This window comes from Eggerthella sp. BIOML-A1, assembly GCF_009875595.1.
In the GTDB taxonomy this organism is placed as follows: Bacteria; Actinomycetota; Coriobacteriia; order Coriobacteriales; family Eggerthellaceae; genus Eggerthella; species Eggerthella lenta.
Map to the genome: position 1 here is coordinate 200,741 of NZ_WWRZ01000003.1, position 24,725 is coordinate 225,465.

The window sequence follows — 24,725 nt, forward strand, 5'->3', positions numbered from 1 at the left end:
CAATCGTCGCAAAGGAAGGTCGTTCCATGATAGAGCTGAAGAACATCCAGGTCGAGTTTTCCCGAGACGGGGCTTCCGCCACCGCGGCCGTCGACGACGTGAGCCTGACCATCCTGGAAGGCGAGGTGTTCGGCATCATCGGGTCGAGCGGTGCCGGCAAGTCGACGCTTGTGCGCACCATCAACCTCCTGCAAAAGCCCACGTCGGGAGATATCGTGATCGACGGCGCATCCATCGTAGGGCAGACCGGCGCCCGTTTGCGCGAAACGCGCTGCGGCATCGGCATGATCTTCCAGCACTTCAACCTATGGAATGCCAAGACCGTCTACGACAACGTTGCCTTTCCTTTGAAGTGCGCCCGTTGGAGCAAGCAGGACATCGAGGAGCGCGTCGTCGAGCTGCTGGAGTTCGTGAACCTGGAGGAGAAGCGCGACGCGTACCCCCAAACGCTGAGCGGCGGACAGAAGCAGCGCGTGGCCATCGCACGCGCACTGGCCGCCAACACGCGCATCCTCCTGTGCGACGAGCCCACCAGCGCGCTCGATCTCGAAACCACAAAATCGGTGCTCGACGTGCTGAAACGCGTGAACCAGCAACTTGGCGTGACCATCGTGGTCATCACCCACGAGCTTGACGTGGTGAAAGGCATCTGCGACCGCATCGCAGTGATGGACGGCGGACGCGTGGTGGAGCAAGGCGAAACCTACGAGGTGTTCTCCAACCCGCAGTCCGAGATGCTGCGAGGCCTGGTGCGGCACTCCCAGAACTTCGCCCTGCCAAGCGGCGCGTTCGAGCAAAACGGCTCTATCATCAAGCTCACCTACGCGGGAGAAAACGCCACCGAACCCGTGCTATTCGATGCAGGGAAGCTGTTCGACGTGCGCCTTTCCATCCTGCACGGCAAGATCGAGTACATCAACGAGAAGCCCTTCGGCATTTTGTACGTGCGAGCCGAGGGCGCCAACGACCAAATCGACCGAGCGACCGCGCATCTGAGAGGGCAGGTCGAGCATCTGGAGGTGTTGAAGCATGCCGGATAACATCAGCGAGATTCTACTCGAGGTGGGCAAAACGCTGGGAGAGACCGCGTTCATGTGCAGCATCGCGCTGGTCATCGCCATCGTGGCTGGCGGCGCGCTGGGCATTTTGCTCTACGCTTCCAGCACGCACCTGTTCATAAACAGCCCCTTGCTCAACAAGGTGCTGGGCGCGACGGTGAACGTGGTGCGCTCCATCCCGTTTTTGATTCTGCTCATCTTCCTGCTGCCGCTGTCGGCCTTGGTAGTGGGCACCAAAATCGGCACCGAGGCGGTGGTGATCCCCTTGGCCGTCGCGGCGGTGGCCTTCTTCGCGCGGCTGAGCGAGGCGTCGTTGGCCGAAGTCGACAAGGGCATGATCGAGGCCGCGTTCGCCAGCGGAGCCGGCAAGCTGAGAACGATGTTCTGCATCGTGCTGCCGGAAGCGCACGTGCCGCTGGTGAAAGACATTACGATCACCGCCATCTCGCTGCTGGGATTCTCGGCCATGGCAGGTCTTGTGGGAGGCGGAGGCCTGGGCGACCTCGCGTATCGCTACGGCTACCAGCGTTACAACATGGGAATCATGATCGCGTGCATCGCGGTGCTGGTGGTGCTGGTTCAGATCATCCAGGCAGCAGGAGACTGGTACGTCAACCGCATCGAGCGGAGACGCTCGTAAGAGCAAGCATAGCGAGACGGGCGGCGGGTGCGCGGACGGAACGGGGGCGGGGCGCTCGATGCGCCCCGCCCCCGTTCGCGATTCTGATGCTTCGTTGCCCGCAGGGCGTCCCTACGCGTTTTTCAGGAACGCTTCGTAGCCTTTGAAGGCCTCGTAGATGTCGGCTTTGCTGGCGACCTCCCACGGGGAGTGCATCGACAGCACGGCCACGCCCGAGTCGATGACGTCCATACCGTACTTGGCAGGAATATAGGCGATGGTCCCGCCGCCTCCCACGTCGACCTTGCCCAGCTCAGCGGTCTGGAACGACACGCCGGCGTCATCCATGACGCGGCGGATGCGCGCCACGTACTCGGCGTTCGCATCGTTGGAGCCGCTCTTGCCGCGGCTGCCCGTGTACTTGTTGAACACCAGGCCGCGCCCCAAAAACGCGGAGTTCTTCGCCTCGAACGCGCTGGCGTAGGCGGGGTCGAAGCCGGCGGACACGTCGGACGACAGCATGCTTGACGCCGCTAGCGCGCGGCGCAGCGGCAGCGGGCCGCCCTCGCCGGCAAGCTCCATGATCTCGGCCATGGTGTTCTCGAAGAACTGCGATGCCATGCCGGTGGCGCCCACGCTGCCGATCTCCTCCTTGTCCACCAGCACGCACACGGCCGTCTTCTCCGGTGCCTCAGCGAGCGCAAGTTGCGCCACGAGCGACGTGTAGGCGCACACGCGGTCGTCCTGCCCGTAGCCGATCACCATGCTGCGGTCGAATCCCAGGTCGCGGGCGCGTCCAGCGGGCACGACCTCGATCTCGGCCGACAGGAAGTCCTCTTCCTCGATGCCGTACTTCTCAGCCAGCAGCTTAAGCGCGAACGCCTTGACGGGCTCCTTCTCTTCTTCTTTACCAGCAGGAGCCTGGACATCCTCGGTCGGATCGCCGTCCACTGCAGATTCCCCGGGAGCCTCGGCGGCGCCCACCAAGCGAGTTCCGCACGAGCCGGACAGTCCAGCGGACCGTCCGTGCGAGCCAGGACTGCCGAGCGACTGGGTGCCGTCGAGGCTCCCGCCTCCGCAGGTCAAAGGGCGGTTGCCCATGAGGATGTCCAGGTCCTCGCCCTCCACCACCTCGTTGGCCTTCTTCGCCATCTGCTTGCCGGCCAGGTGGATCAGCAGGTCGGTGACGCAGAACACCGGATCGTCCGGGTCGTCGCCCACCTGGACGTCCACCACGGTGCCGTCTTTCTTCGCGATCACGCCGTGCAGCGCCAGCGGCAGCGTGACCCACTGGTAGTTCTTGATGCCGCCGTAATAATGCGTATCGAACAGCGTGAACCCGTTCGACTCGTACAGCGGGTTCTGCTTGAGGTCGAGGCGCGGGCTGTCGATGTGCGCGCCCAGGATGTTGAGCCCCTGCTCCAACGGCTTCTGCCCGAGATGCGCCAGGATGAGCGCCTTGCCGTGCGCCTGCGCCCACACCTTGTCGCCGGCCTTGAGCGTGCGCCCTTCGCGCACCGCCTGGTCAAGCGGCAGGTAGCCGTGCTCTTCCGCCAGCGCGACGGCCGAAGCCGCGCACTCGCGCTCGGTCTTGTTGTCCGAGATGAAGTCGATGTACTCGGCAGCCAGATGCTCCAGCGCCTCGAGGTCGGCTTCGTCGTATTTCTTCCATGCCACGTCGCGTTCCATGTCATGCGTCCTTTCGCCGCCGTTTTCTTATTCCGCCCCATTATCGCCAAGCCCAGCGCCAGCGAAACCCCGAAAGCGCAATCTCCCGCAAATCGTAAGCAAGCGGGCGCGAACCCAAAAGTAACCGTTCGGTAAACTCGGTGAAGATTGCTCTTTCCCAAGAAGGGAAAGCAGGAAAATCAACCATGATTAACGAAGCATCAACCATTGCGTAACACCTGCGTTTCGCCTCCTCGCGAGGAACGCACCGAAAGGCACCCCATGCTGCAACTGCTCAACATCTGCAAGTCGTACACGACGGCCGACTTCACCCAGACCGCGCTCGACAACGTGTCGGTGTCGTTCCGCGACAACGAGTTCGTGGCCATCCTGGGGCCCTCCGGCTCGGGCAAGACCACGCTGCTCAACATCGTGGGCGGCCTCGACCACTACGACTCGGGGAACCTCATCATCGATGGCATCTCCACCGAACAGTATAAAGACAAGGACTGGGACGCCTACCGCAACAACCGCATCGGCTTCGTGTTCCAAAGCTACAACCTCATCCCCCACCAGACGGTGCTGTCCAACGTGGAGCTGGCGCTGACGCTGTCGGGCGTGTCGCGCGCCGAACGCCACGACCGCGCGGTGGCCGCGTTGCAGCAGGTGGGCTTGGGCGATCACGTGAACAAGAAGCCCAGCCAGCTGTCCGGCGGCCAGATGCAGCGCGTCGCCATCGCGCGCGCCCTGATCAACGATCCCGAGATCCTGCTGGCCGACGAGCCCACCGGCGCCCTCGACTCCAAAACCAGCGTCCAGATCATGGACCTGCTCACCGAGATCGCGAACGACCGCCTGGTCATCATGGTCACGCACAACCCCGAGCTGGCCGAAGACTACGCAACGCGCATCGTCACGCTTACCGACGGCGTCATCCGCTCCGACACCGACCCCTACGAGCCCACCGCCGAGGACATGCGCGTGAGCGAGAAGCCCGCGCGCCGTACGAAGATGTCGTTCCTCACGGCGCTTTCGCTGTCGTTCAAGAACCTCATGACGAAGAAGGGCCGCACGCTGATGACGGCGTTCGCGGGCTCTATCGGCATCATCGGCATCGCCTCCATCCTGTCGTTGGCCAACGGCGTGAACAACTATATCAAGTCCGTCGAAGAGGAGACGCTATCGGAGTACCCGCTGCAAATCCAGAGCACCGGCTTCGACATGACCTCCATGATGCTGGGCGCGGCCACCGGGGCAGGCGGCAACACGGGGGAAACCGAAGGCGACGGCAACCAGGACAAAGTAGGCGTCACCGAGATGGTCACCAACATGTTCTCCAGCATCGGCTCGAACGATCTGGCGTCGCTGAAGGAGTACCTGGACAGCGGTCAGAGCGACATCGACCAGTACACGAACGCCATCGAATACACCTACAACGTGGCTCCGCAGATATACAGCTCCAACACCGATAAGCTTCGCCAGGTGAACCCCGACAAGTCGCTGTCCGCGCTGGGCCTGGGCTCAACGGCATCCTCGAACAGCCTCATGTCCATGTCGATGAGCACCGACGTGTTCTACGAGATGCCCAGCGACCCGAACCTGTACGAGAGCCAGTACGACGTGAAAGCAGGACACTGGCCCGAGAACCACAACGAGGTGGTGCTCGTGCTCACAGGCAACGGCAACATCAGCGATTTCATGCTGTACACGCTGGGTCTGCGCGACGCCAACGAGTTCGACGACATGGTTAAGAAGTTCGCGGCCGAAGAAGAGGTGACCACGCCCGACAACATCGAGCAGCCCACCTACGACGACATCCTGGGCATCACGTTCAAGCTGGTGCAGGCCACGGACTACTACGTGCACGACGACGAGTTCAACGTGTGGAAAGACAAGACGGACGACACCGACTACATGCGCAACCTGGTGAACAACGGCGAGGACGTGAAGATCGTCGGCATCGTGCAGCCGCGCGAAGACGCCACCGCCACCATGCTGAGCTCGGGCATCAACTACCCCTCCACGCTGACCGACTACGTGATCGAGCAGGCCGCCAGCAGCACCATCGTGAAGGACCAGCTGGCCCATCCCGACACCAACGTGTTCACCGACAAGCCGTTCGGCGAGGAAGACGACGGCGAGGGCTTCGATATGCAGTCGCTGTTCACCATCGACGGCGATGCCATCCAGGCGGCGTTCAAGTTCGACGAGAGCGCGCTGACCAGCGGATTGTCAGGCATGTCGCTGGACCTGTCGGGGCTGTCGCTGGACATGGGATCGTTGCCGGCGTTCGACGGCTCGTCCATCGCCATCGATCCCAGCAGCATCGACATGAGCAACCTGGTCGATTTCAGCGACATCAAGCTGGACCTGGGCGATGTGCAGCCGACCATGGATTCGGCGAAGATGCAGGCGGCCATGGAAGACATCATGGCAGGGTTCAACCCGTGGTACGCGAACTGGGCGCAGGAACAGGTCGCGCAAGGTAAGGTTCCCACCATGGAAGACGGAGCGAAAGCCTACCTCGAAAGCGAGGAGGTCCAGAAGAAGATCGCCGATGCCATCATGGGATCCATCGACATGAAGCAGGCCACCGAAGCCCTGCAAACCCAGCTGCAGCAGCAGCTGTCGGCAAAGATGCAGCAAGCCGTCCCCGCCATGGCGCAGGCGCTTGAGAGCCAGCTGCAGGCGTCCATCACCACGGCCATGAGCTCGTACATGCAAAACGTGCTGGGCGCGTACATGCAGCAGATGCAGACCGCGCTGGAAACGCAGGTGTCCGCTGCCATGCAGCAGTCCATGAACCAGATCGCCGCGAACATGTCTAACGCCATGAGCATCGATGAGTCGGCCTTCGCCAACGCGTTCCAGATGAACATGGACGAGAACGACCTCACCGAGCTCATGATGTCGATGATGGGCAAGGAGGACGCCTCCTACGACAACAACCTGAAGAAGCTGGGCTACGCCGACTTCAACAAGCCGAGCGGCATCGACATCTACCCCATCGACTTCGAGAGCAAAGAGAAGGTCATCGGCATCCTCGACGCCTACAACGACCGCATGACCGCCGACGGCGAAGACGACAAGGTGATCACCTACACCGACTTCGTGGGCACGCTCATGGCCTCGGTCACCGACATCGTGAACATGATCAGCTACGTGCTGGTGGCGTTCGTGGCCATCTCGCTGGTGGTGTCGTCCATCATGATCGGCGTCATCACCTACATTTCGGTGCTGGAACGCAAGAAGGAGATCGGCATCCTGCGCTCCATCGGCGCCAGCAAGGGCGACATCAGCCGCGTGTTCAACGCCGAGACCATCATCGTGGGCTTCACGGCCGGCGTCATCGGCATCGGCCTGACCATGCTGGCCTGCATACCCGCCAACGCCATCGTCTACTCGCTGTTCGACGTCGCGAACGTGGCCTCGCTGCCGTGGCAAGCCGCCGTCATCCTGGTGGCCATCAGCGTGTTCCTCACGTTCCTGGCCGGCCTCATCCCCTCCAGCGCCGCCAGCAGGAAAGACCCGGTGGAAGCCCTGAGGAGCGAGTAAGCGAAACTGCGCAGCACAAACCGAAGAAAGCGCTCCTGCTTATGCAGGAGCGCTTTCTTTTGCACTGCGACAGGGGAGCGCGCCTCGTCCCGATCGACTCCCCCAACGAAGGAAGCCTACTCCAGCAGGCCCAGCTCGCGGGCCTTCAGGACGGCGTCCATGGCGGTGTGCACGCCCAGCTTGCGGTAGGCGGCGGCCGTGTGGCTTTTCACCGTGGACAGCGACAGGCCCATTTCCGCGACGATGTCGGCGTTGCAGCGGCCCTGCGCCAGCAGCTCCAACACCAGCGCCTGCTGTTGCGACAGCTTCACGGGCTTCTTCTTCGGCACGATGTTCGCGGTCACGCCGGAGTGGCGCTGAGCGGTGGCATGGGCGGCCAACAGCAGCTCGTGCACGTAGGAACGCTTCAGCGGACCGTCGTATTCCGGCGCCGACGCCTGCTTGAGCAGCCGCTTGAGCACCGGTTCGACCGACGCGCCCTCGTCGGCCACGATGCGCACGAACCCGTACGGCGCAAGCGCCTCGAGCGCCGACGACAGCGCCTCGCAGGCTTCGGCCTTCTTCCCGTACGCCCACAGAAGCGCCGCCTTGAGCGCGCCCGCCTCGCCCACGTCGAGCGGGCGGTTGAATTCCCGGCCGAACCGATCCAGCAAGTCGAGCACGCGCAGGGCCTCCGCCCGATGTTCCAGCGCCAGATGAGCCCGCGCCGTCGTGAAATGCTGGGGCACGCGGTACAGCTCCACCCGCTCGACCTCGGTGACGAAGAACTCGTCGAGCCAGGTCCGCGCGACGCGCTTGTCGGCGTCGAGCAGCGAAAGCTTCGCCCGATGCGCCTTGAGGTTCGGCAGGAAGAACGGCGCCTCGCGCTCCACCAGGCCGTCCAGCTCGTCCAGCACGGCATCGGCCTCGTCCGTGCGGCCCAGCTGCCAAAGCGTCTGCTGGTACATGACGGCCACGCACAACCGCCCCTCCACCTTGTTTTCGGGGATCATAGCCGCCCGCGCGCGCTCGATGCCCTCCAGCGCCTCGTCCAGGCGGTTGCGCTCGTAGGCGAAGCACGCCGGGATGCCCGGCTCGATGTAGCGCCACTCCTGGCCCAGCAGCAGCGAGAAGTTGCCTTCCAGCTTCCGCATGCTGCCCTCCTCCAGCGCCAGATCGGAGTAGTCCAGGTTGCTGCGGTGCATGTAGGGGAGGTTGTGCGTGAACGACGCGATGTTCGTGGCCAGCCCCTCGGGCGTGAACCGCTTGATGAACCGGCCGAACGCGCGGAAGTGCTTCACCTTCTCGAGGATGCTCGTGCGATGGTCCACGCTGTAGGCCAGAAGCGCGTACTCCATGAACCGCGAGTCGGCACGCGCGATGCGCGGCAGGTTGCGGTACACCGCGTCCATGTGGCGCTCGAACAGCTCGCGTCGGCTGGTCAGGTAGGCGTGCCACGCTCCCAAGACGTGCAGCGGCGGGCATTCCTTGAACGCGCGCTCGGGAACCTCGTCCACGAAGAACGTGTTCAGGAAGTCGGCGTACTCGGCGATGTTGCCGCGGTTGTTCTCGAACAGGAACAACAGCAGATAGGCATCGATGCCGCGGTAGTCGCCGCTTTCCATCCAGAACCGCAGCGCGCGGGAGTAGTCGCGGTGCTCGCGGTAGTACGCGGCGGCCGCCTTGCACAGCTTCGGGCGGTCGATGCCGTCGGCAGCGGCCTTCTCGCGCAGGAAATCCTGGAACAGGTGATGGTAACGGTACGCGTCGCCATGCAGGCGGCTGAGGAACGTGTTCGTACGGTTGAGCTCGTCCATGACGGCGCGGGCGTCGGGACGCCCCGTCAGCAGCCGAGCGAGCTCCGGGTCGAACTCGTCCACCGCCGACGTGCGCAGGCAGAATTCCCGCAGGTCAGGATCCCACGCGTTCCACACCTGCGACTCGAAGTAGCTGGCGAACAGGTAGTGGCTGCTGCCGGAGTCGATCTTGCCCGTCTTCGCCACCGCGGCCACGCCGATGGCCCAGCCCTCCGTCGCCGCGAAGGCGAAGCGCGTCTCCTCGGCCGTGAGGGCGCGCCCCAGGCTTTTGAAATAGCGCCGGATCTCGTCCTCGGTGAAGCGCAGCTGGTCGGCCCCGATGAGCTGGGCCGGCTCGCGCACGACGCCGCGCAACTCATCGGGCAGCTCGTTGCGGGACAGCAGAAACACCGCGAACGCCCCGGGCAGCCGCTTGAGCACGGCCGGCAACGCCTTCATGATCTCGCGGTTCGTGACGAGGTGCACGTCGTCCAGCACGAGCGCGTAGCGCTCGGTTGGCGGCTGCATCTCGGCCAGCATCATGATGACGTGCTCGACGGGCGACGCGGAAAACGACGGGCTCGCGAGGACGCGGCGCATGCCCACGTTCTCCGGCTGCACCGACAGCAGGCCCGTGGCCAGCAGTTTGAAGAACACGGTGGGCGCGTTGTCGTAGCGATCGAGGCCGATCCACACCACCTTGCGCTTGCACGCTTTCAGCCACAGCAGCGTCGAAACGGTCTTGCCGCTGCCCGCCGGAGCCCCCACGTAGCCGAACCGCAGGGCGGCCGCGTCGTCGAACCGGCCGATGAGGCTGCGGCGCGGCGCGCACACCTCGGGCAGCGCCGCGGGCGTGAACTTCTCGCTCAGCATGAGCGAGCTGTCGATGGGGGCTTCTTGGTCCATGGGTTCGACCCGTCTTTCTTCGCGTACGGAGCCTCGATCGTGCTCAGCATAGCAAAAGCGATCGGGGGAACTTCGGGAAAACCCTCGTACCGGCCGATGTTTTCGCTGTTTCGATGCGCGTATCGTGATAGTGCTCCATTGCTGCGAACCGAGAGACTCTGCGAGGAAAGGGGAGGGGCCCTATGACCCGCCATCATCATGCACTTGACAGGCGCACGTTCGTGACCGGGGCGTTCGCCACCGGCGCGCTCGTGGCTGCGGGAAGCGCCCTGTGCGGCTGCGCTGCCGCAGGAGCCGGAACCGGTGACGACGCGGCCGCCGGCAAAGCCGCGCTCGACAACCTGAAAGCCGACGCGAAACCGGCCGCGCCGGCAACCGCGGCGGCCAACGAGGGCGTGTACGCCCTGCTCGACTTCTCCGACGAAACCGAGCGCGAATTCGCCGAGCGCGGGCTCATCGCCGCACCCGATACGCTGGAGATCACCGGCGAAGACGGCAAGGTGGTGTGGAGCCAGAAGGCCTACGCGTTCCTCGACGGCGCCGACGCCCCCGCCGATGCGCCCGACACCGCCAACCCCAGCCTCTGGCGCAACGCCCAGATCAACCACCTCTTCGGCCTGTTCGAAGTCGTGGACGGCATCTATCAGGTGCGCGGCTACGACATGACGAACATCACCTTCGTCCGCGGCGACACGGGCTGGATCGTGTTCGATCCGCTGATGAGCTGCGAGTGCTCGCGCGCCGCGTTCCAGCTGGTCACCGACAACCTGGGCGAGCGCCCGGTGATGGGCATCGTGATGAGCCACCCCCACGTGGACCACTACGGCGGCATCAAGGGCATCGTGTCCGAAGAGGAGGTCGCCGAGCGCTCCATCCCCATCATCGTGCCGCAGGGCTTCGCCGAGCATGCCGTGGCCGAGAACGTGTACGCTGGCAACGCCATGGGGCGCCGCGCGGGCTACCAGTACGGCACGTTCCTGGAAGCGTCACCCACCGGCAAGCTGTCCATCGGCATCGGCATGGGGCAGTCCACGGGCACCGTCTCCTACCTGGCGCCGAACGACATCGTCACGACGACGGGCGAGACGCGCACCGTCGACGGCGTGACCATGGAGTTCCAGATGACGCCCGGCACCGAGGCTCCCGCCGAGATGAACACGTGGTTCCCCGGCTACCGGGCGCTGTGGGTTGCCGAGAACTGCACGGCCACGCTGCACAACCTGTACACCCTGCGCGGCGCGGAGGTACGCGACGGCAACGCCTGGGCGAACTATCTCATGGAAACGCTCGCGCGCTACGGCAGCGAGACCCAGGTCACGTTCCAGGCGCACAACTGGCCGCATTGGGGCGCGGACTTCATCCGCGACTACCTCACGAACACCGCCGCCATGTACAAGTTCATCGCCGATCAAACGCTGATGTACGTGAACCAAGGCTACACGTCCAACGAGATAGCCCACATGATCACGCTGCCCGCAGCGCTGGAAAAGAACTGGTACACGCGCCAGTACTACGGCACGGTGTCGCACAACGCGAAGGCCGTATACCAGAAGTACATGGGCTGGTACGACGCGAATCCCGTGCATCTGGCCGCCCTGCCCCCGGCGGAGTCGGCCAAGAAGTTCGTGGAATACTTCGGCGACGTGGACGCGGTGCTGGCGAAAGCCGCGAAGGACTTCGAAGCGGGCGCATACCAATGGGTTGCCGAGGTGACGAACCTCGTGGTGTTCGCCGACCCCGGCAACCGTGCCGCCCGCCTGCTGTGCGCCGACGCGCTGGAGCAGCTGGGCTTCCAGGCGGAATCGGGCCCCTGGCGCAACGCCTACCTCACCGGCGCGAAGGAGCTGCGCGACGGCGTGGACGCCGATCCGAAGTACCGAACGACCGGCAGCTCCGACATACAGCGTGCCATGACGCCCTCCATGATGCTGGACTACCTGGGCATCCTGCTGGACGCGAACGCCGCCGAGAACCTGAACCTCACCGTGAACCTGGCGTTCACCGACGAGGATCCCTACCTACTGACCGTGCGCTCGGGCGTCGTGCTGTACGAACGGGGCACGCAGGCGGCGGACGCCGACGCAACGATCGCGATGCCGCGCCTGGGCATGTTCGCCATCCTCAACCGCGATGCCGACGCGCAAGCCGCCTCGATAGCCGTCGAAGGGGACCAGGACGTCGTCGCCAAGCTCACCGAGCACCTGACGGCATTCGACTTCTTCTTCAACATCGTGGAGCCGTAAGGAAGGTGCGGCGCGGAAGAAGCCGCTTTGTGGACGTTTCGCGAAATACCCGACGGCCATCGATTACCCCCTTGCGTCTCGTTCGGCTTCGGAGTATTCTACTTATTGAGATTGATTCTCATTAAGAGGGCACAGACGAAAACGTAAGACGAGAAGGAGTATCACCCATGAAGGTACGTTCCGAGATCCCCACCGCTGAGAACACCACGAACATGGACGGCTTCGGCACCTGCGAAGTCGGCACCACGCTTGAGAACCTGAAGGCCGCCATCGGCGGCGAGACCGGCGCTTCTGCCAAGTACGCCGCGTTCGCCCAGGCTGCCAAGGAGCAGGGCTACGAGCAGATCGCTCGCCTGTTCGAGGCCACGTCCGCTGCCGAGCAGATCCACATCGGCCTCGAGTACGCGCTCGTCGCCGAAGTCGAGCCCGACTTCGAGAAGCCGGCCGCCCCTGAGGCCGAGGGCGTGCAGACCGACCTGAACCTCATCATGGGCGCTCAGGGCGAGATCTTCGAGACGTCCGACATGTACCCGGCCTTCATCAAGAAGGCTCAGGAAGAGGGCAACACCAAGGCCGTGCAGGTGTTCACCCGCGCCAAGCTGGCCGAGTCCGTGCACGCCGAGCGTTACCTGGCGGCGTACAACGACATCGACGCTCCCGACGACGACAAGTTCTACCTGTGCCCCATCTGCGGTTACATCCACAAGGGCGAGAACTTCGAGAAGTGCCCCATCTGCTTCTGCCCGAAGGCCTCCTTCCGCGCGTTCTAAACCGACGCACCCAGCTTTTCCATCTGCCAGAAACGGTCGCCCTCGGGCGGCCGTTTCCACGTCTGCGACCTGCATCTTCACCGAATGTTTCACGTGAAACATTCGTTCGCACATTGCGCGGGAGCAGGTTGCGCTATCATAAGGGCTTCGGACGAAAGAAGGCTCTTATGGATCAGCAGCAGGCGACCATCTCCCCCACCATCGACGGCATCCTCGCGCACAACCGCGCGTTCGTGGAGCGCCGCGACTTCGAACGTTACACCACCGACAAGTACCCCGACAAGAAGCTGGCCATCGTCTCGTGCATGGACACGCGCCTCACCGCGCTGCTGCTGGCGGCGCTGGGGTTGAAGAACGGCGACGCGAAAATCATCAAGGTGGCCGGCGCCGAGGTGGCCCACCCCTTCGGCAGCGTCATGCGCTCGCTGCTGATCGCAGTATGCGAGCTGGGCGTGGAGGACATCATGATCGTGGCGCACACGAACTGCGGCGCACAGCACATGAGCGGCAAGGAAATGGTAGCGAACATGGAGCGCCTCGGCGTGTCGGCCGAGCGCATCGAGTTCGCGCGGCACTGCGGCATCGACTTCGACAAATGGCTGGCCGGCTTCGGCGACACCGAGGAAGCCGTGCGCAAGAGCGTCGACATGGTGGCGAACCACCCCGTCATGCCGCCCCACGTGCGCGTGATCGGCTTCATCATGGATTCCGACACCGGCAAGCTTTCGGTGGTTTGCTAAGCAGGCGACGTCGTCCAGACTCACCGTCGTCCTTGCTTTTCATTTGACTGTCATTTGCTTTTCTGGGCCCGCGAACTTCGGCCTTCGCTACCCCTTCGGGGTTTTCAGGGAGTCGGCCATGTTCTTCAGGGCGGCGTCGCTGAAGCCTTCGCTGTAGGCGCTCGGGATGACCACGGTGCCGCCGGAACCCTTCACACTCTCGTACAGCAGGTGCATCGTGCGCAGGCGCAGGGCCACCTCGTTCTCCTCGTACACGTGCGCGGCGTCCACCAACATGGAGGAGATGTCCTTCTCCACCTCGGCCAACACCATGCGGGCGTTCTTCTCGCGCTCGGCCTGGGCCTCGGTGGACATGACCTCTTGCAGCTCCTGGGGAATCACGATGTCGCGGATCTCCACCGACAGCACGGTGATGCCCCATAGCGACGTGCGCTCTTCGATGACCTCCTGCAACTCCTGATCCAGCTGGTTGCGGCGGATGGCCACCTCCGACACGCTGGCGCGGCCGATGGCGTCGCGCAGCGCGGTCTGCGCCACCAGCGACACGGAGTTGTAGTAGTTCTCCACCTCGAGACACGCCTTTTCGGCGTCCCACACCATCCAGAACAGCACGGCGTCCACGTTGATGGGAACGAGGTCGCTGGTCAGCGTCTCCTCGGCGCCGAACCCGGTGACCATGATGCGCTGGTCAGCCTTGAGGGCAGTCTGCTCGATGAAGGGGATGGTGAAGTACAGGCCGGGGCCCTTCGAACGGCTGAACTTGCCGAACCGCAGCACCACCACCTTCTCCCACTGCATGGCGATGTGGATGGACATCTCGGCAAGGCATGCCAGCGCGAAACCGACCAGCACCACCCACACGGTGAAGGCTCCTGTGATCAGGTAGCCCGCCGCGATGGCCAGCACGAGCGCCACAACGAACACGAACGCCGAGAACATGAGCGAGCCGTTCTGCGACGTGCGCCGATCGGTGCGCGAGTTGTACTGCTCGATGGAAAACGGCTTGGCGGCCGGCGCGTCAGTTTGATTCTTTCCTTTGCGATTTTTCATACAAGCCCCGTCTCATGCTCGCGCCCCCTTCCACGTCCTGCTGGACGCGATGGGCGACGTCGATCATCCTCAACATGATTTCATCAAGCGTCATGCCCAACGCGAGGCACCGCTTGATGCTCTCCTCGATTTCCGTATCGGCGATGGACTGCACGTCGTCGGCGGCCAGCTTGCCGATATCGCGGACGAACACGCCGCGGCCTCGAACCGATTCCACATACCCGTCGTGCTCGAGGTTGATGTACACCTTGCTCACCGTGTTGTAGTTGATGGCGGCTTCGGCGGCAAGCGTGCGGACGCTGGGCAGCTGATCCCCGGGCTGGTAGTGGCCGGTCTTGATCAAGTAGACGAACCGGTTGCGCAGCTGCACCCACACGGGCAGCCCCGACGACTCGTCTATCTCGAATAACGCCATGCCACTTCCTTATTCTTTCTGAGGGATCATCCGTTCCGCATTGTACAAGATAACCAGCTTGTACAGCGGCGGCAACCGCGCATCTTCAATGCATCCCCGACCAAACAACGCAGAATCGCAGCACCAGCCCTCCCGCGATGCACAGCAGGTCCACCGGCAGCGCGCGAACCAACCGCTTCGTCACCGTGACGAACACTTCGACGGCCAAGGGAACCAACAGCCCCAAGCCCACCAGCCCCACGACGAACCACGGGCCCAGCCCGCTCGGGTCGAACAGGATCGCCAGCGATTCGCGCGCGAAGGGGTTGGAGAACCCGAACGCCACGAACCCCGCCAGCATCACCAACTCCAGCACCAGCACCGCCAGATGGACGCGATGGAGCAGCAGCATCCATCCGCTCAAGCGCGTCACATCGCGCACGAACGGCGCGATCACGAACACCGTCGAGACGCCCGCCGACAGCGACGACAACGCGAACAGCGCAGGCGTGGCCGCGTTGTTCCACAGCGCAACCGCCTCGATCCACCCCACGTACACGCCGGTGTACGCCATCATGCACAGCGACACCGCCAAGCACGCCGCTTCGGCCGCCTTGCGCGCCCCGGCACGGACGAACGGCACGTACATGAGGTTCGCCACCGCCAGAAACCCGCTGACCAGGATGCTGGCCAGCAGCGTGAACGAGCCGAACGACAGTATCGACAGCGTGGGCCGCGTGAACAGCAAGAACGCCAACTCGGGGCGCCCCAGATCGAGCAGCAGGCACAGCGCCGCCAAGCACAGCATGACGAACCCGATGCCGTAGCACCGGGCCTTCAAATCGCCGAACGCCGCCGTTTGCTCCTGCGTGCGCGTGCGCGTCCGGTGAAACGCAAGCGACCAGGCCGCCGTCACGAACATAACGCCGGCTCCGCATCCTCCTAGGAACAGGTACAGCACCACAAGCGTCCCGAGCATCTCGTCCCCCTCTCGCCAGACGCTCAGTTCATGATAGGGCTTCGACCGCCCGATGCCTAGCTACTTCCGCTTGAACACCTGCCCTTCGCGGTCGAACGCCACGCCGAAGCGCTGTGCGTAGCGCGCGCACAGCCCGAACACGAACGCGCCTGCCCCGCGGAAGTAGTCGGACGACGCATGCGCATCGACGCTGTAGCGCCAGGCCGCAAGCCAGGGCAGCACGTGCTCGACCAGGAACGACTCCTGCTCGTCGGCCGCTTCGCCCGCCGCCGCACCGTCGCCGACCGCGAGGGCCTCGGCTTCGAGCCCGATCAGATGGCCGACGAAACCCAGCATGAGCCCCAGATGGTCATCGGGCTCCGCATACAGCCGCTCGATCTGCAACCCGTGGCGACGGTACCGCTCGCGCACTTCCAGCGTGCGCGCGCTGAACAGCTGGCTGTTCGGATCGCGGTAGAACGACTCCCAGCTGGGCGCATCGGGCGTTCCGGCACCCACGAACAGCCGCAGCCACTCGCGCCGAAGCGCGGCCACGCGTTCGTCGAAGCCCGCTTCGTCAGCCGCGGCGGCGACGCACCAAGCGTCCATCAGCGCCATGCCTTCGCGCACATCGGCATCGTCCATGCCGAACGGCGCGTTCTGGAACGGCCGCTCCGCCACCTGGTCGGCGACGACCTCGGCATCCGGCTCGCAGTACAGCAGCTGGGACGCCTGCGCGAAGCACGCCTCCGCAGCCGCAAGCACGTCCTGGTTGTACGGTGCGTTCATCGTTTCCCCTTTCCCCTCCGAAACAGCTGGACGGCCGACGAAGCGGCCGCCCAGCCTGATGCCGTTAGATCTCCTCTTCCAGGTTCACGAGCGCGCCGGTGCCGCTGCCCGACTTCTGGGCATCGCGATGCGGGTTCATGATGAGGTTCGGATGAGTCGTGTCCTTCGGCAGGGGCTCCACCTCGACGTCGCCCTCGCCGTACTTCGCGATCATGTCCTCGCGCGTGCCGAAATCGAGCGCGCGCATAGGGCAGCCGGTGACGCAGAGGGGCTTGCTCCCGCCCGCTTCCAGCTCGGCCTTGCACATGTCGCACTTCAACATGTAGCCCGCTTCGTCGTCGTACGTCGGCGCATCGTAAGGGCACACGGTCTGGCACGTCTTGCAGCCGATGCACACCTCGTGATCGGTCCACACGATGCCGGTTTCCTCGTCCTTCTGCATGGCGCCCGTCGGACAGTTCGCCACGCACGCCGGATCGACGCAGTGGTTGCACGCCATGGAGACGAAGTAGCCGAACACGCCGTTGGGCACGTAGCTGCCCGCTTCGTTGAGTTCCCAGGTGCCGCCCTGGTAGTTGAGCACCTTGCGGTACAGGTTGTTCACCGGCAGCTTGTAGGTTTCTTTGCACGCCACCTGGCATGTCTTGCAGCCGGTGCATTTGTTGGAATCAAAGTGAAACGCGTACTGAGCCATGATGCACCTCCCTTATTCCACGCCAACCGGCATGACGATCGGCCGATTCTTGTCAGGTTCGAGTGTCAGATCGCCTGTATACTTCTCCACCTGCACCAACGTACCCGTCCACGCTTGGCATCCTCCACCCGACGATTTCGGAGCCTGCAACACATTCGGGCATCCTCCCAGATCGATTCCCGTTTCTTCGTCGATCTGGAACCAAGCACCATCCTGGATGGCAACCGCACCCGGCACCAGCGTCGGGATCACCTTCGCCGGACGCAGCACCTTTCCGTGAGGGCTGGTCATCAGCACGGTATCACCGTTCTTGATGTCGCGCTCCCTGGCATCAACCTCACTGATGAAACATTCTTGGGGAAATGCTTCGCGCAAGGACACCACATTGTCGTTCACCGAGTGAGCACGACGCAGCGAGTGAGGCGTCCAAAGCAGCAGCGGGTACTCGTCGGTCTGCGTACCGGCACCCTGCTCGGGGTCGCCGATCTGGTACATGCCGATGGGGGCGATGGTAGAGTAACCCACCGAGTTGATCATGTAGGCAGCCGTCTCGCAGTAGATCTCGAACTTGCCGGAAGCCGTCTTGAGCGGACTTCCTTCCGGATCGGCTATAAAGGCCATATAGGGCTCGGGAATGAACATATCCTCGGAAAGCTCCGCCTTCAAGATGCCCTTCTCGCGGAATTCCTGGAACGTGAACTTACCCTCTTGGGGGGTGCCTTCGACGCCGGGGAAGAACTGGTCGATTTCTTCCTGCTTGATGGTCAGAAGCGTCGAAGACTCGAACGTCGTGCCGTCCATGTAGGTTGCATCGCGCACGGTCGCGTACGTACGCTCAGCATCGCTCAAGGTGTTGACCACCTTAGGGTCGAGCCCCAAGCGCGTTGCCAATTCCTCGGCGATCCAGCTTTCGCATTTCGCCTCGTACAGAGGATCGATGATCTTGTCGAACCACAGCGCGGAAGCGTAATCTCCACCGAACGCCTTGTTGGGCTTCTCCCAGAACGTCGCGCAGGGAAGCAGCACGTCGCAGTACTGGCGCGTCGAGTCGAAGAACGGGTTGACACCCCAGACGAAATCCATCGCACGAACTGCTTTGATGCCGTTCATGGTGTCGGGGATCTGGTTCAAGGTGCTCATATGGCCGCCGAAGTAGGCTGCGTGAATGTCGACCTTACGCTTTCCCGTCGGCCAGCAATCGCGACCGTATTCTCCGGAGAGAATAGAACGCCAGCATTCCGAAGGCTCCAAATTCAGCCAACTATCAGGGTCTTCCAGCGTCGGGAAGGACGGGATGGGATAGTACATGTACACCGGCGAGCCCGCAGGAGCCAAGGGGTTGGCAGGGTCGGCGGTGACCGGGCAATAGGCGCCCGTGCTGATGCCGCTGCTCATGAATTCCTTCACGCCCGACCAGCCGAAGTAATGCCCCGGGGTGCCGATGCCGCCGTGCATGAGTGCCATCGTGTAGAAGCTCTGGACGAACTGCTCGCCCGCGGGAATCTTGGATGCGGACTGCGCGCAGTTGAAATCAACCTTGTCCACCGACGCGATTTCGGCGGCAAGCGAGCGAATGGTATCAGCGGGCACGCCGCAGATCTTCTCGGCCCATTCAGGGGTTTTCGGCGTCATATCGTACCCGGTGCCCATGACGTAATCTTTCCAAGAGGCGTTTTCAGGGGCACCTTCGGGCATATGATCGCCGTCGAATCCGATGCAGTACGTATCGAGAAATTCTTGATCGTACGTTCCTGCGTTGATCCACTCGTAGCAAATGGCGATGACCAGCGCCGTATCCGAGCCGGGCAGAATGGGAATCCATTCGTCAGCAACCATCTGTGAGGTTTGGCTCAGCCACGGATCGATGACGATGACCTTGGCGCCGCGCTTGCGGCATTCTTCCAGATATAACGCGTGATTGCCGGCCTTGTTGGCCGCCCAGTTGCATCCGAACAGCACATGGAGGTCGCTGGTGATCAACTGCAGGTGATGCGGCGTGTTGGACATGCCGAAGCCACCGATCATATGGGTGTCAACAACCGACCAGGAGCCGAAAGACACCGTGCCAGCTTCCGCATGCACCGAGCCTCCCAGGGCGTTCAGCAGGCACACGTTCTGATCGTAGTACCCGTCGCCGATGTTGCTGGACGCGCCACAGAGTATGCCCGTCGGACCGTACTGGTCGTACATCTTTTTGATGCCCTCGGCCACGAGATCAAGTGCTTCATCCCAGCTGATACGCTCCCACTCGTCCTTGCCGCGTAGCTCTCCTTGAGGATTGTCCAAGCGGAAATTCTTGCGCTTCATTGGGTACTTGATGCGAGCCGGCGAGAGCACCTCACTGATTTTTGCACGACCACGCAAGCAAGAACGGCGCTGCGGCATGGCGAACATGTCTTCCGATTCCTCGTCGGTGCGAATTTTCAATGGGACGCCGTCCTCGACGTACACCCGGTTCAGACAGCGAGAAGAGCCGCAGCTGCAGTTGTTGTAACAAGGAGCGTTGAGCCACTCGCCCGCTTTCTGCTGAGTCCCCTCGGAAGCATCTTCGGCCTTGCCGCCGCCGGGTGCGCATCCGGTAAATCCAACAAGCGCTGTTGCACCAACCGTTGCGGTTCCCCACTTTACGAAACTTCGCCGTGTCAATGTGGTATCCACGCGTAACCCCCTCTAGATCGCATTCGGGAAACAAGCCCGTCCGAGATTGTCCCCCAACAATTCACCGTCGACCCATGCATGAGCATAACCGTCATATCCTAGTATGATAGCTATTGCGGTCATACTATCACCATGATATATGACAGTCAACGCAAAATACCTGTTCAAATGCATCTAGTTTAAGGATAATATATCGAATAGAACCCGAGTGTACTCTACGCAAGATCGTCAAGGCTGTTCAGCCTATACTATGATACTATGACAATATTGCGACTACAGAAGGGGGCTGGTATGAGGTTCTTGATCGCGCTTGTTTGCTGCATCGTCCTTATCGGGATTCTTGCGAAACCGCTGAAGCGACATCCCGTACCCTTCTACATCGTCGCGCTTGCGCTGGTGGGCTTGTACTGGTTCGGAACGACCACGAACACTGCGGGCGGGATGTGGCCGTACTTCATGCCGCTTATGCAGCGATGCGCGCTTGCGTTCGTGCTGTTCACCATCGTGATGTTCGTGGGCGTGCTCGACGAGAGCTCGCCGTTGCGGGCGCGGCTCATGCCCATCCGCCGCCAGCTCTCCATCCTTGGCTGCATCTTCGCGCTGGGTCACCTGGCGTTTTACGGGGTGTCGTACGTACCGCGGCTGGGCTCGGCGCTTAATGGGAACCTTGGGTTCTCGCTAGCGCTGGCGGCATTGCTGGTTCTTCTGATGGCCATCCTGCTGGTCACCTCGTTCCAGGTGGTGAAGCGCCGCATGAGCGCCGCGCGCTGGAAAGGGGTGCAACGTCTCGCCTACCCGTTCTACCTGCTCACGTACGTGCACCTCGTATTGCTGCTAGCGCCTTCCGCATTTGCAGGGCGCGAGACGGCCACCGTCAGCTTGGTCGTGTACTCTGTGGCAGTGGGCGCCTACGTTGTGCTGCGCATGCGGCGCGCGCTGCTGCACCATCGAGCAGCAGCCCCGAGCACGGCGCTCGCCAGCTGACAGCGCGTTCGACATTCCCTCCCTCCCCTGAACGGGCGCCCCTGCCGGGCGCCCGTTCGCATCCCCGGCAGCTTTCCTCGATGTCCCGCTTAAAGCACTCGTTTGCAAGAAAACATGGATGGCTCTCACGCATTGTCGCCCGAAAGCCGCGGAATCGCGCCTGAAAACGAGGCTTTCAGCGACAATGCGTATGGAATGCACCGGGCTTTTGCTTTACGCGCCCTCGCCCACCTCGAACACGGTCTGCCCGTCCAACGACGCGATGCGCACGCCCAGCACGCGCCCATCATCCACCAGCATGCGACCCGTGCACTTCGGAAACCCGCCGCGAGGCCGGAACGGCGCGCCGGGGCAGACGACGTACGATGCCGGACGCGCCTCGGGTCCGTACACCAGCTCGGGAACATGCGTGTGCCCGTGGACGCACACCTGCGGGATGGGATCGCCCGCCGCCAGACCCGCGCAGCCGTTGAACCCGATTTGCACGTCGCGCGGATAGTGCGCCACGAGGAAGCGCACCCCGTCGATCACCGGATGCGCGAAACGGCCCACGCGCGAGCCGTACTCGTCGAAGTCGTTGTTGCCCAGCACCGCCGTGGTCGGCGCCAACGCCTCGAGCGCATGCAGGATCTCGGGGCCGCCGATGTCGCCCGCATGGATGATATGGTCAACGTCCGCCATGGCCGCGAGCGCCTCGTCGGGCAACCGTCCATGCGTGTCGGATATGAGGCCGATAACGGTCATGACAAGCTCCTTCCTTGCATCAACCGATCGAATGGCAAGTATAGATCATACGCCGGCCTTCACGCGACCCATAAAACCATTGCCAAACTGCAAGCGGACGCCCGAAAAAGAGGGCGCGCCCGGATTGCGCGCCCTCCGATAAGCCCTCTTACGAGACCTGGAACAACAGCGTCGCCGCAAGCGGCGAAACCATGCCGTCTGCAGTTTTGGCACGCACCGTCATACGATAGTCTCCTGCATCCTCGAACGAAGTGGAGAACTGCCAATTCACCCATTTGTCCGCGGTTGCTCCCTCGGTCGCGCACGACGTCCAAGTAGCGCCGCCGTCGAACGAAAACTCGATAGCCTCGATCGGGCTTCCCAGATCGTCGGCAACGCCCTCGAACGTGATCTCGTCGCCTGCGACGAACGTGCATCCGCCGGCGTAGTTCATGATGTTGATCTTGTTGCGGTAGCACGGATCGACCTGCTGCACATCGGGTTCGACGTCTTCGCGCGTCAGCTCGATGTCGGTGATGTTGCGCGTGAAGTACCGCGCTACCGTCTCGGGCATCCACAGCTGCATGCTGGAACCGTCCGTCGCCGACGTAAGCTCCTGGCCGTTCACCTGGTAGACGAGCATCGCATCATGCTCCAAAGCGTAGCGCAGCGGCAAAGGCTGGCCGAACCCGTCGGCGCCGTACGCCGTCACGGTGTTCACGCCTTCCTCCAAATCGGCCATTTCCACGATGGACGCCAGCGGCACGCCGAGCACCGCAGCCTGTCCGAACGGAGAGCCGGTAGCGCACGAGCACGCCATGAGCGCCTCCTCGCTGGCATCTTCGGACAACTCGCTTACATCCACCGTGAAGTTCTTCTTGATATGACCCCCTACGTTCACGTAGAAATTGGCCACGCCGCCCGTCTGCGCTTCGAGCTCGACCGCAGGTTTAGAGCACATCGAGGTCAAAGCAGCACCGAATACGTTGAACAGCTCGTCGTTCGGGGTCGTTCCCAATTGGTTGAATACAAAGCTTCCCTGCACGTTCGGCACCCGTACGTACGAGCCGTCGTCGACGTTCACCCACGAAGCCTCAACCACGTTCTCGTTGAACGAGTGCGTCATCCCGCTCGCCGCATCGGATGCATCGGCGCTGTTCGGATTCAAAGCGTTCAGCGCCAAGCCCGACCCGGTGAGCAGCAGCGCAGCTCCGGCAACACCGGCGAACATTCGGGTATTTCGTTGCGTCATGTCTATCATCCTCGCTTACTGCTGATCGCCGGAAGCATCGCCGTTGGCCATGGCCGGATCGACGATCTTCCCTATCTCGGTGATCTCGTCTTCGGACGGCATCTCGTCCTTCGCGTTCACCAGCACCTCGTGGTTGCGGTAGCTCACTTCGCCGTCGACGTCCGTGCCGCGCACGCTCAGCACGTACGCTCCTTCTTTCTCGGGTGTGAACGTGAAGCTCCACCACAGCCATTTCGCCGGATCGACGTCTCCCACGTCGAACGACGTCCACGTCTCGCCGCCGTCCATGGAGAATTCCACCGTCTTCATGGGATGGTCGAACGCGTCGGCATAACCGTTGAACGTGAACGGCTTGCCGTTCTGGATGATGAGACCTTCGGGCACGCCGCACACCGTCACGTTGGGACGGTTCACATGGGCATCCTCTTGGTTGACCTGGCCGCACACACGCTCTTTCATGACATCGGACGACACGTGGTAGCCGTTGATCTGCTTCGAGAAGATCTGGGCATCGTAGGTCTCCTGCCAATGCATGACCGGGAAGCCGTGACGTGCGCTGAGGTATTCGCCATCGATCTTGTACACCAGATACCCTTTGTCCAAGACCGAGAGGTCGAACCCGCTGCGCGAAGACCCGTCTGCGCGAATGACGCGCACGCTGTTGGTGTCTTCGGTGTAGCCGCCAGCCTTCTCGATGAGCCAGCTGACCGGGATACCGGTGATCTCGGCCTGGCCGATTCCGCCGCCGCCGATCGGATTCAGCTCGCACACCATCTTCGAGGGCTTCGTGACCACCACGCCAGCGGCTTCAGCTTCGGCCACCAGCTCGGGCAGCTTCTTCGTGTAGGGCGCGTTCACGTTCCCGTCGACCGTGAACTCCCACTCGTCGAACATGCTCTGGGGCAGGTCGATGTCAAGCCCGTTAGGCCCGCATGCGTAACGCATATGGTCGTAATAGCCGTGAACGAAGTCGTAGCTGTACAGCTCGTCTTGCGTCTGCACCTTGTCCTGGGTGGATGCGAACTCGCCCTGCACGTTTTCAACCTTGTTGATGCCTTGCAGCGCCTCATGCTTCACGTTGTCCCACAGCTGCATGCCGTTGCCATCCGCAGTCGCGTCGTGACACGATTGACACGTGCCGTTCGAGCCCTCGGCGAACTTGTTCCCGCTGCGCTCGTTGTAGTGGATGGCATGTATGAGACGGCCGAAATCGTCGCCGTTGTCACGATGGCACGAGATGCACTGGTTCACGTCGCTGTACGTCTCGAGCGCTTTGTTGTCGATCGTGGCATGCTTGTACTCCATGTTCTCGATCATCGCATTCATATCAGCATGGCACGAATTGCACCCTCGGTTGTCCGCGTCGAGGTAGTACGTGTTGTACGAAATGGTCCAGCTTTGCTGCATCCAATGGGGGCACTCGTACTCGGTCGGGGTACGCTGAACCAGCTGCCCATTCGAATATCGGATGATCTCGGGCGCGTACTCCTCGGCGATCTTGTCCCACTTGTCGTAATTCTCGACGATATACTCTTTGCCGGGATACTGAACATCGCCGTCCGGCTCCCCTCCGCGCACTATTTCGTCTGCAGTCGACGCAGAATCGGCCGCAAGCGCCGGACCGACCACGCAGCAAGCTGCAGTCATCGCCAACACCCCCGCCATTCCAAGCGCGGCCTTCAGTCGCATGTTTCTCATGATCTCTCCTCCATCCTCTCTTGTCGTGCGTGCGGCAGTTCCGCCTTATCGCTTGCCCCTCCTTCCAACCTGGAACAGGCGCGCACGCCGCACACCCGGAAGATGGTAGAAGCACGGGATGTCCACCGCCATCGACGTATCCGGGTGAATATGACGAAGGGCTCGAACGGGTATCCCCCGGTTTGGTTGAT

18 protein-coding genes are annotated in these 24,725 nt (G+C 62.7%); 7 read left to right on the forward strand and 11 right to left on the reverse strand.

What is annotated here, in order from left to right; all coding sequences use genetic code 11:
• Window positions 1-26: 26 nt before the first annotated feature.
• Together GT590_RS04390 and GT590_RS04395 are read left to right on the forward strand one after the other, a co-directional pair.
• Entirely contained in the window at window positions 27-1,040 is a 1,014-nt protein-coding gene (locus GT590_RS04390; RefSeq protein ID WP_009306011.1) for a methionine ABC transporter ATP-binding protein, read from the forward strand.
• Complete coding sequence (locus tag GT590_RS04395) at window positions 1,030-1,698, forward strand: methionine ABC transporter permease (protein WP_009306010.1); 669 nt, start codon at window positions 1,030-1,032, stop codon at window positions 1,696-1,698. The genes GT590_RS04390 and GT590_RS04395 overlap by 11 nt, the downstream gene beginning before the upstream one ends.
• A gap of 111 nt (window positions 1,699-1,809) precedes the next feature.
• Here the strand turns inward: GT590_RS04395 and GT590_RS04400 are convergent, their stop codons facing one another.
• Window positions 1,810-3,366 carry an aminopeptidase 1 gene (locus GT590_RS04400; RefSeq protein WP_161170928.1) on the reverse strand — a complete coding sequence of 519 codons (1,557 nt, stop codon included), beginning with the start codon at window positions 3,364-3,366 and terminating at the stop codon, window positions 1,810-1,812.
• 261 nt (window positions 3,367-3,627) lie between these two features.
• Between GT590_RS04400 and GT590_RS04405 the strand changes: the two genes are divergently transcribed.
• Window positions 3,628-6,900: an ABC transporter ATP-binding protein/permease gene (locus GT590_RS04405; RefSeq protein ID WP_161170929.1), complete on the forward strand. Its 3,273-nt coding sequence runs from the start codon at window positions 3,628-3,630 to the stop codon at window positions 6,898-6,900.
• A gap of 116 nt (window positions 6,901-7,016) precedes the next feature.
• Here GT590_RS04405 and GT590_RS04410 read toward each other — a convergent pair whose 3' ends face one another.
• Window positions 7,017-9,581, reverse strand: coding sequence for a LuxR C-terminal-related transcriptional regulator (locus GT590_RS04410; RefSeq protein WP_157003787.1), 2,565 nt, complete (start codon window positions 9,579-9,581; stop codon window positions 7,017-7,019).
• Window positions 9,582-9,763: 182 nt separating this feature from the next.
• Between GT590_RS04410 and GT590_RS04415 the strand changes: the two genes are divergently transcribed.
• From GT590_RS04415 to GT590_RS04425, 3 genes are all read left to right on the forward strand, one after another.
• The gene (locus tag GT590_RS04415; protein ID WP_157003788.1) at window positions 9,764-11,824 is read left to right on the forward strand and encodes an alkyl/aryl-sulfatase; all 2,061 of its coding nucleotides are present in this window, start codon (window positions 9,764-9,766) and stop codon (window positions 11,822-11,824) included.
• A 167-nt stretch (window positions 11,825-11,991) separates the two neighbouring features.
• Window positions 11,992-12,594, forward strand: coding sequence for a nigerythrin (ngr, locus tag GT590_RS04420; RefSeq protein WP_009608073.1), 603 nt, complete (start codon window positions 11,992-11,994; stop codon window positions 12,592-12,594).
• Between the two features lie 167 nt (window positions 12,595-12,761).
• A complete protein-coding gene (locus GT590_RS04425) occupies window positions 12,762-13,334 on the forward strand; it encodes a carbonic anhydrase (RefSeq protein WP_009608001.1) in 573 nt (190 codons plus the stop codon).
• A gap of 87 nt (window positions 13,335-13,421) precedes the next feature.
• Here GT590_RS04425 and GT590_RS04430 read toward each other — a convergent pair whose 3' ends face one another.
• From GT590_RS04430 to GT590_RS04455, 6 genes are all read right to left on the reverse strand, one after another.
• Complete coding sequence (locus GT590_RS04430; RefSeq protein WP_009607938.1) at window positions 13,422-14,384, reverse strand: slipin family protein; 963 nt, start codon at window positions 14,382-14,384, stop codon at window positions 13,422-13,424.
• Window positions 14,353-14,799: a GntR family transcriptional regulator gene (locus tag GT590_RS04435; RefSeq protein ID WP_009608161.1), complete on the reverse strand. Its 447-nt coding sequence runs from the start codon at window positions 14,797-14,799 to the stop codon at window positions 14,353-14,355. The genes GT590_RS04430 and GT590_RS04435 overlap by 32 nt, the downstream gene beginning before the upstream one ends.
• Window positions 14,800-14,884: 85 nt before the next feature.
• On the reverse strand, window positions 14,885-15,757 hold the full coding sequence (gene nrfD, locus GT590_RS04440) for an NrfD/PsrC family molybdoenzyme membrane anchor subunit (RefSeq protein WP_009306003.1): 873 nt from the start codon (window positions 15,755-15,757) through the stop codon (window positions 14,885-14,887).
• 60 nt (window positions 15,758-15,817) lie between these two features.
• Complete coding sequence (locus GT590_RS04445) at window positions 15,818-16,525, reverse strand: molecular chaperone (RefSeq protein WP_009306002.1); 708 nt, start codon at window positions 16,523-16,525, stop codon at window positions 15,818-15,820.
• 64 nt (window positions 16,526-16,589) lie between these two features.
• Window positions 16,590-17,219: a 4Fe-4S dicluster domain-containing protein gene (locus tag GT590_RS04450; RefSeq protein ID WP_009306001.1), complete on the reverse strand. Its 630-nt coding sequence runs from the start codon at window positions 17,217-17,219 to the stop codon at window positions 16,590-16,592.
• 12 nt (window positions 17,220-17,231) lie between these two features.
• Window positions 17,232-19,877, reverse strand: coding sequence for a molybdopterin-dependent oxidoreductase (locus GT590_RS04455; RefSeq protein WP_009306000.1), 2,646 nt, complete (start codon window positions 19,875-19,877; stop codon window positions 17,232-17,234).
• Window positions 19,878-20,168: 291 nt separating this feature from the next.
• Between GT590_RS04455 and GT590_RS04460 the strand changes: the two genes are divergently transcribed.
• Window positions 20,169-20,861 carry a ferric reductase-like transmembrane domain-containing protein gene (locus GT590_RS04460; protein ID WP_009305999.1) on the forward strand — a complete coding sequence of 231 codons (693 nt, stop codon included), beginning with the start codon at window positions 20,169-20,171 and terminating at the stop codon, window positions 20,859-20,861.
• Window positions 20,862-21,074: 213 nt separating this feature from the next.
• Here GT590_RS04460 and GT590_RS04465 read toward each other — a convergent pair whose 3' ends face one another.
• The 3 genes from GT590_RS04465 to GT590_RS04475 form a co-directional block, all read right to left on the reverse strand.
• Window positions 21,075-21,605, reverse strand: a complete 531-nt coding sequence (locus tag GT590_RS04465) for a metallophosphoesterase family protein (protein WP_009305998.1) — start codon at window positions 21,603-21,605, stop codon at window positions 21,075-21,077.
• A gap of 148 nt (window positions 21,606-21,753) precedes the next feature.
• Window positions 21,754-22,836: a molybdopterin-dependent oxidoreductase gene (locus tag GT590_RS04470; RefSeq protein WP_035576716.1), complete on the reverse strand. Its 1,083-nt coding sequence runs from the start codon at window positions 22,834-22,836 to the stop codon at window positions 21,754-21,756.
• 15 nt (window positions 22,837-22,851) lie between these two features.
• Window positions 22,852-24,534, reverse strand: coding sequence for a molybdopterin-dependent oxidoreductase (locus tag GT590_RS04475; RefSeq protein WP_009305996.1), 1,683 nt, complete (start codon window positions 24,532-24,534; stop codon window positions 22,852-22,854).
• Window positions 24,535-24,725: the final 191 nt, after the last annotated feature.

What these genes read in the sequence shown, in the direction of transcription:
- GT590_RS04425 (WP_009608001.1), top strand. Translation starts at nt 12,762, where the DNA reads ATGGATCAGCAGCAGGCGACCATCTCCCCCACCATCGACGGCATCCTC.
- GT590_RS04390 (WP_009306011.1), top strand. Translation starts at nt 27, where the DNA reads ATGATAGAGCTGAAGAACATCCAGGTCGAGTTTTCCCGAGACGGGGCT.
- GT590_RS04400 (WP_161170928.1), bottom strand. Translation starts at nt 3,366, where the DNA reads ATGGAACGCGACGTGGCATGGAAGAAATACGACGAAGCCGACCTCGAG.
- GT590_RS04445 (WP_009306002.1), bottom strand. Translation starts at nt 16,525, where the DNA reads ATGAACGCACCGTACAACCAGGACGTGCTTGCGGCTGCGGAGGCGTGC.
- ngr (WP_009608073.1), top strand. Translation starts at nt 11,992, where the DNA reads ATGAAGGTACGTTCCGAGATCCCCACCGCTGAGAACACCACGAACATG.
- GT590_RS04470 (WP_035576716.1), bottom strand. Translation starts at nt 22,836, where the DNA reads ATGACGCAACGAAATACCCGAATGTTCGCCGGTGTTGCCGGAGCTGCG.
- GT590_RS04450 (WP_009306001.1), bottom strand. Translation starts at nt 17,219, where the DNA reads ATGGCTCAGTACGCGTTTCACTTTGATTCCAACAAATGCACCGGCTGC.
- GT590_RS04395 (WP_009306010.1), top strand. Translation starts at nt 1,030, where the DNA reads ATGCCGGATAACATCAGCGAGATTCTACTCGAGGTGGGCAAAACGCTG.
- GT590_RS04430 (WP_009607938.1), bottom strand. Translation starts at nt 14,384, where the DNA reads ATGAAAAATCGCAAAGGAAAGAATCAAACTGACGCGCCGGCCGCCAAG.
- GT590_RS04410 (WP_157003787.1), bottom strand. Translation starts at nt 9,581, where the DNA reads ATGGACCAAGAAGCCCCCATCGACAGCTCGCTCATGCTGAGCGAGAAG.
- GT590_RS04465 (WP_009305998.1), bottom strand. Translation starts at nt 21,605, where the DNA reads ATGACCGTTATCGGCCTCATATCCGACACGCATGGACGGTTGCCCGAC.
- GT590_RS04475 (WP_009305996.1), bottom strand. Translation starts at nt 24,534, where the DNA reads ATGAGAAACATGCGACTGAAGGCCGCGCTTGGAATGGCGGGGGTGTTG.
- GT590_RS04460 (WP_009305999.1), top strand. Translation starts at nt 20,169, where the DNA reads ATGAGGTTCTTGATCGCGCTTGTTTGCTGCATCGTCCTTATCGGGATT.
- GT590_RS04415 (WP_157003788.1), top strand. Translation starts at nt 9,764, where the DNA reads ATGACCCGCCATCATCATGCACTTGACAGGCGCACGTTCGTGACCGGG.
- nrfD (WP_009306003.1), bottom strand. Translation starts at nt 15,757, where the DNA reads ATGCTCGGGACGCTTGTGGTGCTGTACCTGTTCCTAGGAGGATGCGGA.
- GT590_RS04405 (WP_161170929.1), top strand. Translation starts at nt 3,628, where the DNA reads ATGCTGCAACTGCTCAACATCTGCAAGTCGTACACGACGGCCGACTTC.
- GT590_RS04435 (WP_009608161.1), bottom strand. Translation starts at nt 14,799, where the DNA reads ATGGCGTTATTCGAGATAGACGAGTCGTCGGGGCTGCCCGTGTGGGTG.